Source organism: Bradyrhizobium sp. SK17, assembly GCF_002831585.1.
Lineage (GTDB): Bacteria > Pseudomonadota > Alphaproteobacteria > Rhizobiales > Xanthobacteraceae > Bradyrhizobium.
The window spans coordinates 3059832-3073791 of sequence record NZ_CP025113.1 but is presented as its reverse complement, the minus strand read 5'-3'; the positions used below and the strand labels follow the sequence as shown (position 1 = coordinate 3073791).

At 65.8% G+C, this 13960-nt stretch carries 15 protein-coding genes; 5 read left to right on the top strand and 10 right to left on the bottom strand.

Features of this window, described 5'->3' with window-relative positions; translation table 11 throughout:
• Nucleotides 1-49: 49 nt before the first annotated feature.
• The 3 genes from CWS35_RS14305 to CWS35_RS14295 all read left to right on the top strand — a co-directional run bounded on the left by CWS35_RS14305 (nucleotide 50) and on the right by CWS35_RS14295 (nucleotide 5183).
• Nucleotides 50-2113: a hypothetical protein gene (locus CWS35_RS14305; protein WP_100952270.1), complete on the top strand. Its 2064-nt coding sequence runs from the start codon at nucleotides 50-52 to the stop codon at nucleotides 2111-2113.
• A gap of 167 nt (nucleotides 2114-2280) precedes the next feature.
• Nucleotides 2281-2703 carry a DUF2946 family protein gene (locus tag CWS35_RS14300; RefSeq protein WP_100952269.1) on the top strand — a complete coding sequence of 141 codons (423 nt, stop codon included), beginning with the start codon at nucleotides 2281-2283 and terminating at the stop codon, nucleotides 2701-2703.
• Between the two features lie 119 nt (nucleotides 2704-2822).
• A complete protein-coding gene (locus tag CWS35_RS14295) occupies nucleotides 2823-5183 on the top strand; it encodes a TonB-dependent receptor (RefSeq protein WP_100952268.1) in 2361 nt (786 codons plus the stop codon).
• A 56-nt stretch (nucleotides 5184-5239) separates the two neighbouring features.
• On the opposite strand, the gene CWS35_RS14290 is transcribed toward CWS35_RS14295, so the two are convergent.
• The 3 genes from CWS35_RS14290 to CWS35_RS14280 form a co-directional block, all read right to left on the bottom strand.
• Entirely contained in the window at nucleotides 5240-5557 is a 318-nt protein-coding gene (locus tag CWS35_RS14290) for an EthD family reductase (protein ID WP_021076009.1), read from the bottom strand.
• 113 nt (nucleotides 5558-5670) lie between these two features.
• Nucleotides 5671-6183 carry a GNAT family N-acetyltransferase gene (locus CWS35_RS14285; RefSeq protein WP_100952267.1) on the bottom strand — a complete coding sequence of 171 codons (513 nt, stop codon included), beginning with the start codon at nucleotides 6181-6183 and terminating at the stop codon, nucleotides 5671-5673.
• Between the two features lie 39 nt (nucleotides 6184-6222).
• Nucleotides 6223-6711 carry an NUDIX domain-containing protein gene (locus CWS35_RS14280; RefSeq protein ID WP_024580434.1) on the bottom strand — a complete coding sequence of 163 codons (489 nt, stop codon included), beginning with the start codon at nucleotides 6709-6711 and terminating at the stop codon, nucleotides 6223-6225.
• A gap of 147 nt (nucleotides 6712-6858) precedes the next feature.
• Here CWS35_RS14280 and CWS35_RS14275 point away from each other — a divergent pair, with 147 nt between their 5' ends.
• Nucleotides 6859-7746 carry a metallophosphoesterase gene (locus CWS35_RS14275; protein WP_100956345.1) on the top strand — a complete coding sequence of 296 codons (888 nt, stop codon included), beginning with the start codon at nucleotides 6859-6861 and terminating at the stop codon, nucleotides 7744-7746.
• Here the strand turns inward: CWS35_RS14275 and CWS35_RS14270 are convergent.
• The 3 genes from CWS35_RS14270 to CWS35_RS14260 form a co-directional block, all read right to left on the bottom strand.
• Nucleotides 7743-8537 carry a hypothetical protein gene (locus tag CWS35_RS14270; protein WP_210202793.1) on the bottom strand — a complete coding sequence of 265 codons (795 nt, stop codon included), beginning with the start codon at nucleotides 8535-8537 and terminating at the stop codon, nucleotides 7743-7745. The two genes, CWS35_RS14275 and CWS35_RS14270, sit on opposite strands and share 4 nt — an antisense overlap.
• 68 nt (nucleotides 8538-8605) lie before the next feature.
• On the bottom strand, nucleotides 8606-9184 hold the full coding sequence (locus tag CWS35_RS14265) for a hypothetical protein (RefSeq protein WP_100952266.1): 579 nt from the start codon (nucleotides 9182-9184) through the stop codon (nucleotides 8606-8608).
• Nucleotides 9185-9396: 212 nt separating this feature from the next.
• Entirely contained in the window at nucleotides 9397-9606 is a 210-nt protein-coding gene (locus CWS35_RS14260) for a hypothetical protein (protein ID WP_016839740.1), read from the bottom strand.
• A gap of 241 nt (nucleotides 9607-9847) precedes the next feature.
• Here CWS35_RS14260 and CWS35_RS14255 point away from each other — a divergent pair, with 241 nt between their 5' ends.
• The gene (locus CWS35_RS14255; RefSeq protein WP_100952265.1) at nucleotides 9848-11293 is read left to right on the top strand and encodes a short-chain fatty acyl-CoA regulator family protein; all 1446 of its coding nucleotides are present in this window, start codon (nucleotides 9848-9850) and stop codon (nucleotides 11291-11293) included.
• Nucleotides 11294-11332: 39 nt separating this feature from the next.
• Here the strand turns inward: CWS35_RS14255 and CWS35_RS14250 are convergent, their stop codons facing one another.
• The 4 genes from CWS35_RS14250 to CWS35_RS14235 form a co-directional block, all read right to left on the bottom strand.
• Nucleotides 11333-11590: an iron oxidase gene (locus CWS35_RS14250; protein WP_100952264.1), complete on the bottom strand. Its 258-nt coding sequence runs from the start codon at nucleotides 11588-11590 to the stop codon at nucleotides 11333-11335.
• Nucleotides 11591-11812: 222 nt separating this feature from the next.
• Complete coding sequence (locus tag CWS35_RS14245; protein ID WP_100952263.1) at nucleotides 11813-12151, bottom strand: DUF3325 domain-containing protein; 339 nt, start codon at nucleotides 12149-12151, stop codon at nucleotides 11813-11815.
• Nucleotides 12144-13691, bottom strand: coding sequence for a PepSY domain-containing protein (locus CWS35_RS14240; protein WP_100952262.1), 1548 nt, complete (start codon nucleotides 13689-13691; stop codon nucleotides 12144-12146). Before CWS35_RS14240 ends, CWS35_RS14245 begins: the two co-directional genes overlap by 8 nt.
• A gap of 1 nt (nucleotide 13692) precedes the next feature.
• Complete coding sequence (locus CWS35_RS14235) at nucleotides 13693-13956, bottom strand: hypothetical protein (RefSeq protein WP_245438960.1); 264 nt, start codon at nucleotides 13954-13956, stop codon at nucleotides 13693-13695.
• Nucleotides 13957-13960 lie beyond the last annotated feature (4 nt).

Here is a 13960-nt window from a genome sequence, read left to right as displayed (position 1 = left end):
TGGATGGCCGGGACAAGCCCGGCCATGACGACGCTGATGGGTTTGCGTCATGAACTACGGTATCGCGTTCACACCGCTGGTTCCTTCGCTCGTGCTGTGGCTCGCGCTCGGCGCGATCGTCGTCATTGCGCTGTTGCTGCTGGTGTCGCGCGCGCGCGGCGCCGCGGTGCGCGTTGCTGCGCTGGCCCTGATCCTGCTCGCACTGGCCAATCCCTCCTTCACCCGCGAGGACCGCGAACCGCTGTCCTCGGTCGCCGTCGTCGTGGTCGACAAGAGCCCGAGCCAGAACTTCGGCACGCGCAACCAGGAGACCGAGAAGGCGCGGCAGGCGCTGGTCGACAGCCTGAAGCAGATCAAGGGCCTCGAGGTCCGTGTCGTCGAAGCCGGCCAGGCCGACGGCGAAACCGACGGCACCAAGCTGTTCGGCGCGCTGACCTCGGCGCTGTCGGATGTTCCGGTCGAGCGCGTCGCCGGCGCCTTCATGATCACCGATGGCCGGGTGCACGATATTCCGGCCAACACCCAGGCGCTCGGCTTCCAGGCGCCGGTGCACGCCTTGATTACCGGCCGCAAGGACGAGCGCGACCGCCGCATCGCGATCACGGCGGCGCCGCGCTTCGGCATCGTCGGCCAGACCCAGACCATCACCTACCGGCTCGACGACCAGGGCGTCACCGGCGAGCGTGCCAAGGTCACCGTCCGCCGCGACGGCGAAGTGATCAACGAGCGGACGCTAACCTCGGGCCAGACCTCCAGCGTCGACATCGACATCAAGCATGCCGGCCCGAACATCGTCGAGATCGAGGCCTCGCCGCTCGAGAACGAACTCACGCCGGTCAACAACCGCGCCGTGGTCTCGATCGACGGCGTGCGCGACAAGCTGCGCGTGCTGCTGGTCTCCGGCGAGCCGCATGCCGGCGAACGCACCTGGCGCAACCTGCTGAAGTCCGACCCCAGCGTCGATCTCGTGCACTTCACCATCCTGCGGCCGCCGGAGAAGCAGGACGGCACGCCGATCAACGAGCTGTCGCTGATCGCGTTTCCGACCCGTGAGTTATTCCAGCAGAAGATCAACGAATTCCAGCTGATCATCTTCGACCGCTACGCCCGCCAGGGTGTGCTGCCGATCGCCTATTTCGACAACATCGCGCGCTATGTCCGCTCCGGCGGAGCGGTGCTGGTGTCGGCCGGCCCCGACTATGCCTCGACCACCAGCATCTGGCGCACGCCGCTGGATTCGGTGCTGCCGGCCGAACCGGTCGGCGTCACCGAGAAGCCGTTCTACGCACACTTGAGCGACGCCGGGAAACGCCATCCGGTGACGCGCGGGCTGGAAGGCTCGAACGCCGAGCCGCCGCATTGGAGCCGGTTCTTCCGCACCGTCGACACCCGCAACGCGGTGACGCCGCCGGTCATGACCGGCGCCGACGGCAAGCCGCTGCTGCTGCTGTCGCGGTTCGGCGAAGGCCGCGTTGCGCTGCTGCTCACCGACCACATCTGGCTGTGGGCGCGCGGCTATGAGGGCGGCGGCCCGCATCTCGATCTGTTGCGACGGGTGTCGCACTGGCTGATGAAGCAGCCCGATCTCGATGAAGAGGCGCTGCGCATGCAGGTGCAGGGCAAGGACCTGATGGTGGTGCGCCAGACCATGGCCGACACCGTCGCGCCGGTCACCGTGACGTCGCCGAGCGGCGCCACCCATGAACTGACCCTGACCGCCGGCGATCCCGGCGAGTGGCGCGCCACGCTGCCGGCAAGCGAGCTTGGTCTCTGGCAAGCCACCGACGGCACCCTTAAGGCGCTGATCAATGTCGGCCCGACCAACCCGAAGGAATTCTCGGAAGTCACCTCGACGACCGAGACCCTGAAGCCGTTGACGCAGGCGACCGGCGGCGACGCGCGGCGCATCGTCGACGGATCGAGCCTCGACATGCCGCGTATCGTGCCGGTGCGGGCGTCCTCGATCTTCCGCGGCGACGGCTGGCTCGGCGTCAAGATGCGCGACGCCAGCGTCGTGAAGGGCGTCGGCGTGCTGCCGATGTTCGCCGGCCTGGTCGGCCTCTTGCTGTTGCTCGGCGCATTCGCCGCAACCTGGCTGCGCGAAGGGCGCTGAGAACTCCCGACATCCAACCACGGCCGTTGCTGCAATCACACACTAGCAACGGATCGATACAGTGTGTCTGAACCACCGTTGACATCGCGGCCTGCCTCCGATGTTATAATGTAACATCGGGCCGCTGGGGTGATGAGCGCCGTCCCGATCGATGGGGCTCAATCGGCATGAAATGGTTCCGGAGACGCATCAGGACTGGCTCGCGGCTGGCGCTGTTCGCGCTCGCCGTCCAGTTCGTGCTGTCGTTCGGACATTTCCATCCGATCGCGGCTGCGCAAGCAGCCCCCGCGATCCAGAACGGCCTGACGCTGACCGATCTCGCCTATATCGGGACCTCGGCGACGCCGGACCTTGCGGTCCAGGTCACCGGGACGCAGCCGCCCACCGAACAGGACCGCGACCGGCATCCGGCCGACCATTGCGCGATCTGCGCCGTCGTCTCGCTCGCGAGCAGCGTGCTGTTCACGGCACCGCCGGTCCTGCTGCTCCCCGAAGCCGTCGAGCTCCTGTTTCGCACCACCAGCGCCGAATTCCTCCATCTGAAATCGGCGCCCGCGGCCTTCCATTCCCGCGCACCGCCGCTGTCCTGACGTCCAACTGATTGCTGCACGCCCTGAGCTGACTGACGAGTGTCGCGTCGCATACGCGACCCGTTGCAGCGGGGCACATCGGAATCGATCCGTCATGTCGACGGACCTGGATCGGGACAATGACACTTCAGAAGAAACGAGCACTCCACATCGGGAGCGTGAGCTGGCTATTGCTTGGCGCAATGCATGGCGGCGCGCTGGCCGACGACACGCCGACGCAACTCCCTGACGTCACGGTGACGGCGCCAAGCCCGATCCAGCGGCATCGGATCGTGCCAACACGCACGCCGACCCGCGCGGTCCGGGCCGCTCCGAGCCGCAACAGCGAACGCGCCGCAGCGGTGCAACCGGCACCCGCGGCACCGGCGCCGCAGCAGGGTGTGCTGCCCGTCGTCACCGACCAATTCGCGACCGTCACCGTGGTGCCCAACGAGGAACTGCGGCGCGCCGGCGGCGCCACGCTCGGCGACCTGCTGTTCTCGAAGCCCGGCATCACCGGCTCGAGCTTCGCGCCCGGCGCATCGAGCCGGCCGATCATCCGCGGCCTCGACGTCAACCGCGTCGGCATCGTCGAGAACGGTCTCGGCGGCGGCGGCGTATCCGATCTCGGCGAAGATCATTTCGTGCCGATCGATCCGTTCTCGACCAATCAGATCGAGGTGGTGCGGGGGCCCGCTGCGCTGCGCTACGGCTCGACCTCGATCGGCGGCGTGGTCAGCGCCACCAACAACCGCATTCCCGACGCGATGCCGACCTGCGCGGCAACGCCGTTCCAGAGCTATGGGCTGCCAGTAAAGGCACCGCTGGCCGATGCCGGCGGTCCCGGTTGCCTCAATGTCGAGACCCGCACGTCGGTGAGCTCGGTCAATCGCGGCGTCGAGGGCGGCATGCTGCTCGACGCCGGCGGCAACAATGTCGCCGTTCATGCCGACGTCTATGGCCGCACCACCAGCGACTACAGCATCCCGAGCTATCCCTATCTGTTCGACCAGACCCGATCGGTGAACGGCCGCCAGCCGAACTCCGCGACGCAGTCGGACGGCGCCTCGGTCGGCGCGTCGTATTTCTTCCAGGGCGGCTATATCGGCGCGGCGATCACCCAGAACGACTCGCTGTACCATATCCCCGGCATCGACGGCTCCGATCACCGCACCCGGATCGACGCGCACCAGACCAAGATCGCGGTCAAGGGTGAGTACCGGCCCGACACGGCCGCGATCGACGCCGTGCGGTTCTGGGTCGGCGCGACCGACTACCGCCACAACGAGCTCGGCCTCGCCGATCCGGCCAACCTGTTCAGCGACGGCGTGCGCCAGACCTTCACCAACAAGGAGCAGGAAGCCCGCCTCGAGGTGCAGATGATGCCGTTCAACGCGCGGTTCGCCACCGTGACCACGGCATTCGGCCTGCAAGCCGGGCACCAGGAGCTGACCGCGCCGAGCCCGGACGATCCCGGCGCGCTGTTCAACGGCCTGTGGAGCCCGAACAACAACAACCGCGTCGCGGGTTACGTGTTCAACGAGTTCAAGTTCACGGACCAGACCAAGGCGCAGGTCGCCGGCCGCATCGAGCATATCGAACTACACGGCGCGACGCCAGATTTCCCGGCCGACTTCCTGCCCGATGGCGCGGCGCAAAGCTCGATCACACGCAACCCGTCCTACACGCCGGTCAGCGGCAGCATCGGGCTGATCCAGAACTTGCCCGGCGATCTCGTCGGCAGCGTCACCGCGCAGTATGTCGAGCGCGCGCCGAAGCCCGCCGAGCTGTTCTCACGCGGTGCGCATGATGCGACCGCGACCTTCGACATCGGCAATCCGAACCTGACCATCGAGACCGCGAAATCGGTCGAGATCGGCCTGCGCAAGGCGACTGGCCCGTTCCGGTTCGAGGCCACCGCCTACTACACCCGCTTCAGCAACTTCATCTATCGTCGCCTGACCGGGGTGATGTGCGGCGAGGACTTCGACTCCTGCGGCAATGGCGATCCCAACAACGAGGGACGTCAGGCGGTCTATTCGCAGCGTGATGCGATCTTCCGTGGCGCCGAATTCCAGAGCCAGTTCGATATCGGCGCGTTCAATGGCGGCATCTGGGGCATCGAGAACCAGTTCGACGTGGTGCGCGCCACCTTCACCGACGGCAGCAACGTGCCGCGAATTCCGCCGGTGCGGCTCGGCGGCGGCGTCTACTGGCGCGACAGCAACTGGTTCACCCGGGTCAACCTGGTGCACGCTTTCGCGCAGAGCAACATCGCCGACATCGGCGAGACCCCGACCGCAGGCTACAATCTCCTCAACGCGGAGATCACCTACAACACCAAGCTCAGTCAGTCTTGGATCGGCGCGCGCGAGATGACGCTTGGCCTAGTCGGCAACAATCTGCTCAACCAGAACATCCGCAGCTCCGTCTCCTACACCAAAGACGAGGTACTGATGCCGGGCCTCGGCGTACGGGCCTTTGCGAACTTGAAGTTCTGAGACGACCCTATCCCTCTGCCGCATGCGGCAGAGGGATCACAATCCAACGTCCGGCTTCAATGCCCGACGACGACTTCGCTGATCTGAATCACCGGTTGCAAATCGGTGTAATTCGGGATGTCGCCCATGATCTCCTGGGCGTGCTTGCCCATGGCGGCCCCGAAGGCTTCGACCGAGTCGCAGAAGATGTGGCACATGCCGACATAGGTGGCGGGCGTTCCAGGGGCGCCGCCGGCGAGCCCCTTGTCGACGGTGTAGTATTTGCAGGCGTCGCCCAGCCGCGCCTTCACCAGCGGCATGTGCTTGTCGCGATAATAGTCGTGATCAAAGCGTGCGCCGGGGTTGTTCGGATACATCACACTGACCTTGATCATGGCGCGCACTCTCCCTGTTGATATGACATGCGCCGGTCTTGTCCCGGCGCTTGCCTCAACTGTGCTTCAGTTTCCAAGAGCGCGCAACCGTTCCGGCAGCGCTCGCGGGAATGTCAGATCGCCTTGCTCCAGTCCGGCTGGATCGGCCCGGACACGCCCTCGGATGCGCCGTCGACCAGTTCCATGACAAGCAGGCGACTGTAGTCGACAGGTCCGGGCATCGTCATCCGTCCCTTCGGGACCGGCTTGAAGCCAACGCGAGAATAGTACGGCTCGTCGCCGACCAGCACGATGATCCGATGGCCCTTGGCGCGGGCATCATTGATCGCGCGCTCGAGCAGCGCACGGCCGACGCCGCGGCTGCGGAACGGCGGCTCGACGGTCAACGGCCCGAGCATCAAAGCCGGCGTCTCGCCGATGCACACCGGCAGCTGCCGCACCGAACCGACCAGCAGCGTGCCGATCCGCGCCGTGAAGGAGACATCGAGCAGATGATCGACATGCTCGCGCAGCCGGTAGGCACTGAGCGCGAAGCGGCCGGGCCCGAAGGTACGCTCGTGCAGGCGTTCGATCGCCTGGGCGTCTCTCGGGGTCTCGGGCAGGATGGTCAGGGTCAGTTCGGTCATCGTGGGGCGGGGGATAGCATCTGGCGCGGGCGCGGTCCATCACCGCCATGTGGCGGTCGGCGGCTTGCCGTCGAGCACCTCCGATATCCGCAGCCGCGTCCCGGGAGTGGTGTCATGGGGCAACTCAGCCGGATCGAAGAAGCCGCACGCCACGATCTCGCGATTCGGCTCCGGCAACCGGTCCTGCCGGTAGTTCCTGACGACATAAACAGCGACATGATCGCGCGGCGAGACGTGGCTGTTGTAGAAGATGCCATGCAGCGCCGGCGTGCCAACGAGCTCGATCCGCCCCTCCTCCTCGAGCTCGCGCCGCAGCGCTTCGATGAAACTTTCGCCAACCTCGACCCCGCCGCCGGGCAGATACCAGCCCTGGACGTAGCTGTGCTTGACCAGGAACACCTTGTTGTCGGCGTCGAGCACGACGGCGCGGACCCCGAGCGTCATGCTGCGGACCAGCCGCCAGTAGAAATGAAACACCCACCTGATCTGCGGCTCGCAGCGCTTGCGTAGATCGTCAAGGATCGTCACTGAGTCCTCGCCATCCGGTGTTTGATCCTTGCTTTGATCCTTGCGCACCCGCGCAGCTCTTGCCAATACAGGGCAGGACGTTCGGGATAGCACGACATGACCGATTGCCGGCCAGTTTTCACGGACAATCCTTAAGGGAATCGCATGATGGCGGCAGCATTCCGGCTCGCGCATCTGTCGGATCCGCATCTGCCGCCGCTGCCGGCGGCGCGGCTGCGCGATCTCGCCGGCAAACGTGCGCTGGGTTATCTGAACTGGACGCGCAACCGTCACAAATATCACCGCCGCGACGTGCTCGACGCGCTGGTATCGGACATGCAGGCGCAGCAGCCGGACCATATCGCCGTCACCGGCGACCTCGTCAACCTGGCGCTCGACGCCGAGTTCAATCCGGCCCGGCAATGGCTGGAGGGCGTCGGCGCGCCCGCCGATGTGACCGTGGTTCCCGGCAATCACGACGCCTATGTGCGCGCGACCCGGCACCGCTTCGTCGGCATGTTCGGCGACTATCTGCGCGGCGACGCCGACGGCGCCACGCATTTTCCGTTCGTGCGTCGGCGTGGCCCGGTGGCGCTGATCGGCGTCTCCTCGGCGGTGCCGACGCCGCCGCTGATGGCCACCGGCTGGCTCGGCCGTGCCCAGCTCGATGCGCTGGATGCGATCCTCGCGCAGCTGTCGCGGGAGGATGCTTTCCGTGTCCTGCTGGTGCATCACCCGCTGCACTCCGACGGCCGCGCCAAGCGGCTGACCGATTCGCACCAGTTGCTGGCGCTGCTGAAGCGGCACGGCGTCGAGCTGGTGCTGCATGGCCATGACCACATCCATTCGACGATGTGGTTCGACGGCCCGGAGCGGAAGATTCCCGCGATCGGCGTGCCGTCGGCATCGGCGCTGGCGCGCAAGCACTATCCGGCGGCGGCCTACAATCTGTTCTCGATCGAGCGGGACGGCAATACCTGGCGCTGCGAGCAGACCGTGCGCGGCCTCGGCGATCACGACGGCATTCGCGAGCTCAAGCAGGTGCGGCTGTCCTAATCGCCTCCGCCGCCGCCACCACAACCACCGCCGCAGCCGCCTCCGCCGTCGCCACCGCCTCCACCATCACCGCCGCCCCCACCATCGCCACCGTGACCACCGCCGTCGCCACCATGGCCGCCGGCATCCCCGCCGTGGCTACCGTCGCTGCCGGCATCGCCAAAACCCGCCGACGAGCCGTCGATCGATGAATCCGAGAAATCACCGCCGCAATACGGACTGCTGCCGCCAATGCCGCTGCGGCGCAGCGCCTCGCAATCGGTGTGATAGATGAAGCCGCCCGCGATGTTCAGCTTGGCGTCGAGCGCGAACAGCAGCGGCAGCCGCGTCGGCCTGACCGGATCGATGTTCTCGTATTTGCAGCAGTACCACCAGACCCGCCGCAAGCCCTCATTGCTCTGCCGTCGCTCCTTCACCAGCACGACCGCGGGCGTGTGATGCAGGAAGCCGCCGAAGGCGCGGCGGCAGAACGCATCGTATTCGCGGGTGTAGAGAATGAACTCGTGCCAGAGGTCGTCGGCGGCCTGCGACGGCATCGCAACGTAGCGCTTGCCGCTCATCAGATAGGCGAGGAAGAACTGCCGCAGGCCGCGCGAGACCAGCGCGCTGTCCTTGCGGGTGAAGCCGGGATGGCGCTTCTCGAGCCGGGCCAGCAGGCCGCGCGGGAGAGCGAAGGTGCGGATGTATTCGGCGCGCCGCAGCGCCTGCCATTTGCCGAACAGCACGGCACTCCCGACCACCGCGGCCGTCGCCAGGATGCCGAAGAACGCCGAGGCGGGCGTTATGACCACGATGCCCCCGGCCGGTATCTGAGCATGATCTTCTCGGAAAACCGCTTCGCACTTTTCCGGATCATGCTTCAGAAATTCTGCCAACTCGTGAGCAGCGCGAGGCCGAACAGCGCCAGCGCGCCGACGACGAAGCCGAACACGAACATGCCGATCCCGCCGCGGCGCTTCGGCACGACCGCGGGTGCGGGCGGCGGCGCCGCCGGCGCTTCGGCGACCGGAAGCGGCGTCGCCACCATCGCGTGCTCGCGCTCGATCATGCGGCGTGCGACATAGTCGGTGACGGCGTCGACGATGACCGGCACGTCGTGCGATTCGGCGAGCACGAGACGGCCGAACCTGGTGTCCTGCACGAAGCGGTAGATGCGCTTGTCGCGCCCCATCAGCACATGGGCGACGACGTCGATCCACAGCCGCGGGGTCTCGCCCTGGCTGATGCCGCGGTCGAACAGGTCGACCTTGTCGGGCACCTGCGCGAACAGGGGATCGAGCGCCTCGTTGAGGATCTCGAGCCGCGCCACCTCGGCATCGCGCAACTCGACCACCACGCCGGTGCGGTCGGCGGCCTCGATCCGGGCCCGCCGCAGCGCCTCACGCAGCGTCGGCCGCATATCGCGCGCCTCGCTGCCGGTATTCTGCGGATCGGACATGCCTTGCGGTCTCGCACTGACGGGTTTCCGGGACGTTAACCTATCAGCAACCATGACGCCCGCAAAGGGCGTTGGTTCCCAAGCACTTAGGCCGCCACTTATCCCCAGATCAAATGCCCCGGGCCGGGTCCCGGAAACGGTCGACCCCACCCGGATGAACCGGATGGGGCCGCCGTCCTTGGACGTCTTCTTAGCTCTGATGATTTTGGCGGTTACGCCGAAACCCGCGACGGCTCCTCAACGATGGAGAAGCGCACGCCGGCCTTGTGGCGGCTCTCCTCGGAGACTTCCTTCCAGCACTCTTCGGCTTCCTTGCGGGTCTTGAACGGACCGCGGACCTGAGCCGAGCCTTCGACGAGCTTGTGGAAGTTCATCGAGCCGAACTCGCCGCCGATCACCCAGAAATTGCTGCCCTTGCTCATCGTCAGTCTCCTCTAAAATTCGGGCCGCCTCTGCTCGGCCGCCTGAAACCTGATCCTCGCCGCCTGTTCGCCGGAGCGACATTCTTAACAGAGCATCGCGAAGCGCGTGTCAGGAGATAAACGCGAAAAGGCGAAGTTCGTATAGATAGCTTGTTTCTTATTGGTGATGTCATGTAACATCTGAACTTGTAATAAATGTCGATTTGTAAATTTTGTCACAAAATAGGTTAGGAAGACTGCCATGCCCGGCGAGTCCGGAAAGAAGCTGTTCGTCGGGCCGCGGTTCCGGCGGATCCGCCAGCAATTGGGGCTGTCGCAGACCCAGATCGCCGAGGGGCTCGGCATCTCGCCCTCCTACATCAACCTGATCGAGCGCAACCAGCGCCCGGTGACGGCGCAGATCCTGCTGCGGCTGGCCGAGACCTACGACCTCGACCTGCGCGACCTCGCCACTGCCGACGAGGACCGCTTTTTCGCGGAACTTAACGAGATCTTCTCCGATCCACTGTTCCGCCAGATCGACCTGCCGAAGCAGGAGCTGCGCGACCTCGCCGAGCTCTGCCCGGGCGTGACCCATGCGCTGCAACGGCTCTATGCCGCATACACCGAGGCGCGCCGCGGCGAGACGCTGGTGGCGGCGCAGATGGCCGACCGCCGCGAGGGCTCGCAATTCGACGCCAACCCGATCGAGCGGGTGCGTGACCTGATCGAGGCCAACCGCAACTATTTTCCGGAGCTCGAGACCGCGGCGGAAAATCTGCGCGACGAGCTCAACGTGCCGACCGAGGGCCTGTTCACGGCGCTCGCCGCGCGTTTGCGCGAAAAGCATTCGATCGTCTGCCGCGTGATGCCGGTCGACGTGATGCGCGAGACGCTGCGCCGTTTCGACCGGCACCGCCGGCAGCTCCTGATCTCCGAACTGGTCGACAGCTCCGGCCGCAACTTCCAGCTCGCGCTACAGATCGGCTTCGTCGAATGCGGCGCCGCGATCGATGTCATCGTCAGCCGCGCCGGCGCGCTCGACGACACCGCGCGCCGGCTCTACCGCATCACGCTCGCCAACTACTTCGCGGCCGCCGCGATGATGCCCTATCCGACATTTCATTCCGCGGCCGAAGCGCTCAGCTATGACGTCCACGTGCTGGCGCAGCGCTTCAACGCCGGCTTCGAGCAGGTCTGCCACCGCCTCACCACGCTGCAACGGCCGAACGCGCGCGGCGTGCCGTTCTTCCTGCTGCGCGTCGACACCGCCGGCAACGTGTCGAAACGGTTCTCCTCGGGCACCTTCCCGTTCTCCAAGTTCGGCGGCACCTGTCCGCTCTGGAACGTGCATTCGACCTTCGACATGCCCGACCGCCTGCTTAGCCAGGTGATCGAGCTGTCCGATGGCACACGCTACTTCTCGATCGCGCAGACCGTGCGGCGGCCGGTGGCGCCCTACCCGCAGCCGCAGCCGCGCTTTGCGATCGGACTCGGCTGCGAGATCCGTCATGCGGCAAAGCTCGTCTATGCGACCGGCATCGACCTGGAAAAGACCGAGGGCACCCCGATCGGCGTCAACTGCCGACTCTGCGAGCGCGAGAATTGCAGCCAGCGCGCGGAGCCGCCGATCACGCGCACCTTGATCCTGGACGAGACCACGCGTCGGATGTCGTCGTTCGCATTCTCGAATGCGCGGAAATTGTAGGCTCGTCTCAATTCTCTCCTGGAGGAGAAGGGCTATGCGTCAATCGACCGCGGCAAAGGCCTTCCACCAGCCGTCCTTGCTGATCGTCCCCTCGACCACCTTGCAGCCATCGGGCGCGACGAACAGCGTGCACAGGCCGCAGGAGTAGATGCCGTTCGGCGCGTCCTGATATTCGGCCTGCGGCTTTGTCATCTTGTCGGAAGCTGCCGCGGTTCGCAGCAGAAGTGCGGCGGGAAGTCCTGCGATCGCGACACCGATGAAGGCGCGCCGCGAACGTCCGGCTTGTTGTTTGGCCATTGGAGTTGTGTCTCCATTTGCGAGCGGCTGTCATCCTACCGATCATTGCGAGCGATGCGAAGCAGTCCGTCCGGTAGCCGCCAAGTTCGGTGTCATCACCCGCGAAAGCCTTGCGGGTGATGACACCGAAGGAGCTGTGTGGCCATAGCGCCAGCTACTCGCCGTCGTCCCTGCGCAGGCAGAGACCATACTCTTCACGAAGAGGCTTGCGTCATCGGCAAATCAACGCTGGGGGGCCGCGCCCGGCAGGCCAAACGGCGCGGCGATCGCGCGGGCCCATCGCGGCCGCCAAGCCAGGGTGAGCGTAACGGCGATCGCCGCAACGCTGATCGTGGTCGCCCACAGCACAGTGCCGAAACCTGCGCCATCGCGCAGCAGCGCGAGAGCAAGGCCGAGTGCCAGCAGCCCGTAACCGCCGACGCGAAGCCGCCAGACCTGCCGCCGTGATGGCGCACCCTGACCGATCGCCCGCCCCCAATGCCGCGGCTGAGCGAGCGCCAACGCGGCAAAGCCGCAATAGGCGGCCGCAAGCAACGCGACGAGCAACATCGCCTCACGCATGCTCCGCCGTCCCTTCCACTGCAAGCGGTGTCAGGCGCGCCGCCGCGCGTAGCCGCCATGCCGTAACAGCGGCGATTGCTGCGCAGAGTAGCAGGAGGATGTCCATTCCTGCGACAGGCCAGAGATAAGGTTGCGTCAGGCTACGGAGCAGATGATCGCCGGTGGTGACGGCATTGAGCGTCACAGCGACGATGGCGAGAACACCGATCGCACCGGCCTGCTCGCGCCAGGCCCGCACGCCGGGCCGCACTCCGGCGTGCACAAAGGTAGCGAGCCAGGCCAAATAGAACACCCAGACCTCGAGCGCGGCCTTGTCTGCCAGATTGGCCGGCAACGCCCGATTGGCAACGAAGAAAGCCAGGGTCGCGGCGATGATGCCGCTCGTGCCGCCGACCGCGAGCGCCTCAACGACGCGAACGCCGTGCAGCCCGAGACTCACATGCCGCTTGCGCCGGGATTCCAGCCAGAACAGAAATCCGGTCAGGATCAGTACGCAGCCGGCAATGCCCAGCACAAAGTAAATCCAGCGGAGCGCCCAATTCTGGAACTGGATGACGTGGAGCCCGAACAGGAAGCGAAAGCTCGTCATGACCGGCGCCAGTTCGGAACGCTGGAACAGCAGCCTTCCAGTGGCACCGTCGAAGAACGCGGTACTTGCCGCGCTGGTGATGCGATCGGCATTGGAAACGTTGAGCTGGACATAGGCCGCGGCGTCGCCGGGATTGAAGACCGTCAGCGACGCCAGTTCGCTACTAGGCCACAGCCGGCGCACCTGCTCGGCCATGGCATCGAGCGATGCCAGTTCGCCGGGCCTGTTGGCCTTCGGCCGCGCGAACGAACTGAAGGCCTCCTGGTTGAACGTGCGCAGATTGGTCACGCCATACGCCGAAACCCAGCCGCTCATGAAATACAGATTGTAGAAAATGACGAGGCCAGACAGCGTGATGACGAAATGAAAGGGCAGTCCGAGCACCCCGGCTATATTGTGCAAATCGAGGATCGCGCGTCGTGGCTTTCGTTCCGGCCGAAAGGTGAAGAAGTCTGCAAAAATTCGGCGATGGATGATGACGCCGGACACGCACAGCGCCAACATCGCCATGCTGGCGGCGCCGACCAGCCACAGGCCGAGATTCATGAAGCGCAAATGTAGATGGTAGTGGAACGGATACAAGAATCCGCTCGCCGCCAGTGTCCCGGGATCCCCAAGCTCATGCCCGTCTGCGGGATCATGGTAGTGCGACTGGATTCCCCGCGCGCCAAACCAGGCGGTGCGCGCCACCGGCAGGCGATCGTTGGGGAGGAACACGTTCCAAGTCGCAGCCCGGTCGGCCACGGCATCGCGATAGGTCGAACGCTGGGCGTCGAGCGACAGCGTGCCGGACGGCATTGCGAGCCGGGTCGACGGCGCCATCCAGCGGTCGATCTCCTTGTCGAATACCGACAGCGTGCCCATCCAGAAGATCGCGAACAACAGCCCGCCAACCACCACGCCCGCCCACGTGTGCAGCCAGTTCATCGATTGCCGGAAGGTCGGCTCCATCCTATCCACCGTGACGATGCAGCAGTGCGACCAGCGCGAAGGCCACGGCCGCCAACCCGGAAAGTCCGAGCACGAGCCGCGACAGTTTCTGCACCGAGAAACCCCAGAGCAGCAGCGCCAGATAGATCAGGAAGCCGAGCATCGAGGCCAGCACCACGGCCTCGCTGCGCGCCAGGCCAGTCGACAACGGCAGCCCCACCGCAAGCAGCGCGACGATGACGGACGTGGCGCCGTAGCCGCCGACCACGACAGTGATGACGCGCAACGAT

Excerpts from the sequence above, each read along its gene's own strand:
- CWS35_RS14275 (WP_100956345.1), top strand. The coding sequence starts at position 6,859 with ATGGCGGCAGCATTCCGGCTCGCGCATCTGTCGGATCCGCATCTGCCG.
- CWS35_RS14285 (WP_100952267.1), bottom strand. The coding sequence starts at position 6,183 with ATGACCGAACTGACCCTGACCATCCTGCCCGAGACCCCGAGAGACGCC.
- CWS35_RS14260 (WP_016839740.1), bottom strand. The coding sequence starts at position 9,606 with ATGAGCAAGGGCAGCAATTTCTGGGTGATCGGCGGCGAGTTCGGCTCG.
- CWS35_RS14240 (WP_100952262.1), bottom strand. The coding sequence starts at position 13,691 with ATGGAGCCGACCTTCCGGCAATCGATGAACTGGCTGCACACGTGGGCG.
- CWS35_RS14300 (WP_100952269.1), top strand. The coding sequence starts at position 2,281 with ATGAAATGGTTCCGGAGACGCATCAGGACTGGCTCGCGGCTGGCGCTG.
- CWS35_RS14250 (WP_100952264.1), bottom strand. The coding sequence starts at position 11,590 with ATGGCCAAACAACAAGCCGGACGTTCGCGGCGCGCCTTCATCGGTGTC.
- CWS35_RS14255 (WP_100952265.1), top strand. The coding sequence starts at position 9,848 with ATGCCCGGCGAGTCCGGAAAGAAGCTGTTCGTCGGGCCGCGGTTCCGG.
- CWS35_RS14305 (WP_100952270.1), top strand. The coding sequence starts at position 50 with ATGAACTACGGTATCGCGTTCACACCGCTGGTTCCTTCGCTCGTGCTG.
- CWS35_RS14245 (WP_100952263.1), bottom strand. The coding sequence starts at position 12,151 with ATGCGTGAGGCGATGTTGCTCGTCGCGTTGCTTGCGGCCGCCTATTGC.
- CWS35_RS14290 (WP_021076009.1), bottom strand. The coding sequence starts at position 5,557 with ATGATCAAGGTCAGTGTGATGTATCCGAACAACCCCGGCGCACGCTTT.
- CWS35_RS14265 (WP_100952266.1), bottom strand. The coding sequence starts at position 9,184 with ATGTCCGATCCGCAGAATACCGGCAGCGAGGCGCGCGATATGCGGCCG.
- CWS35_RS14295 (WP_100952268.1), top strand. The coding sequence starts at position 2,823 with ATGACACTTCAGAAGAAACGAGCACTCCACATCGGGAGCGTGAGCTGG.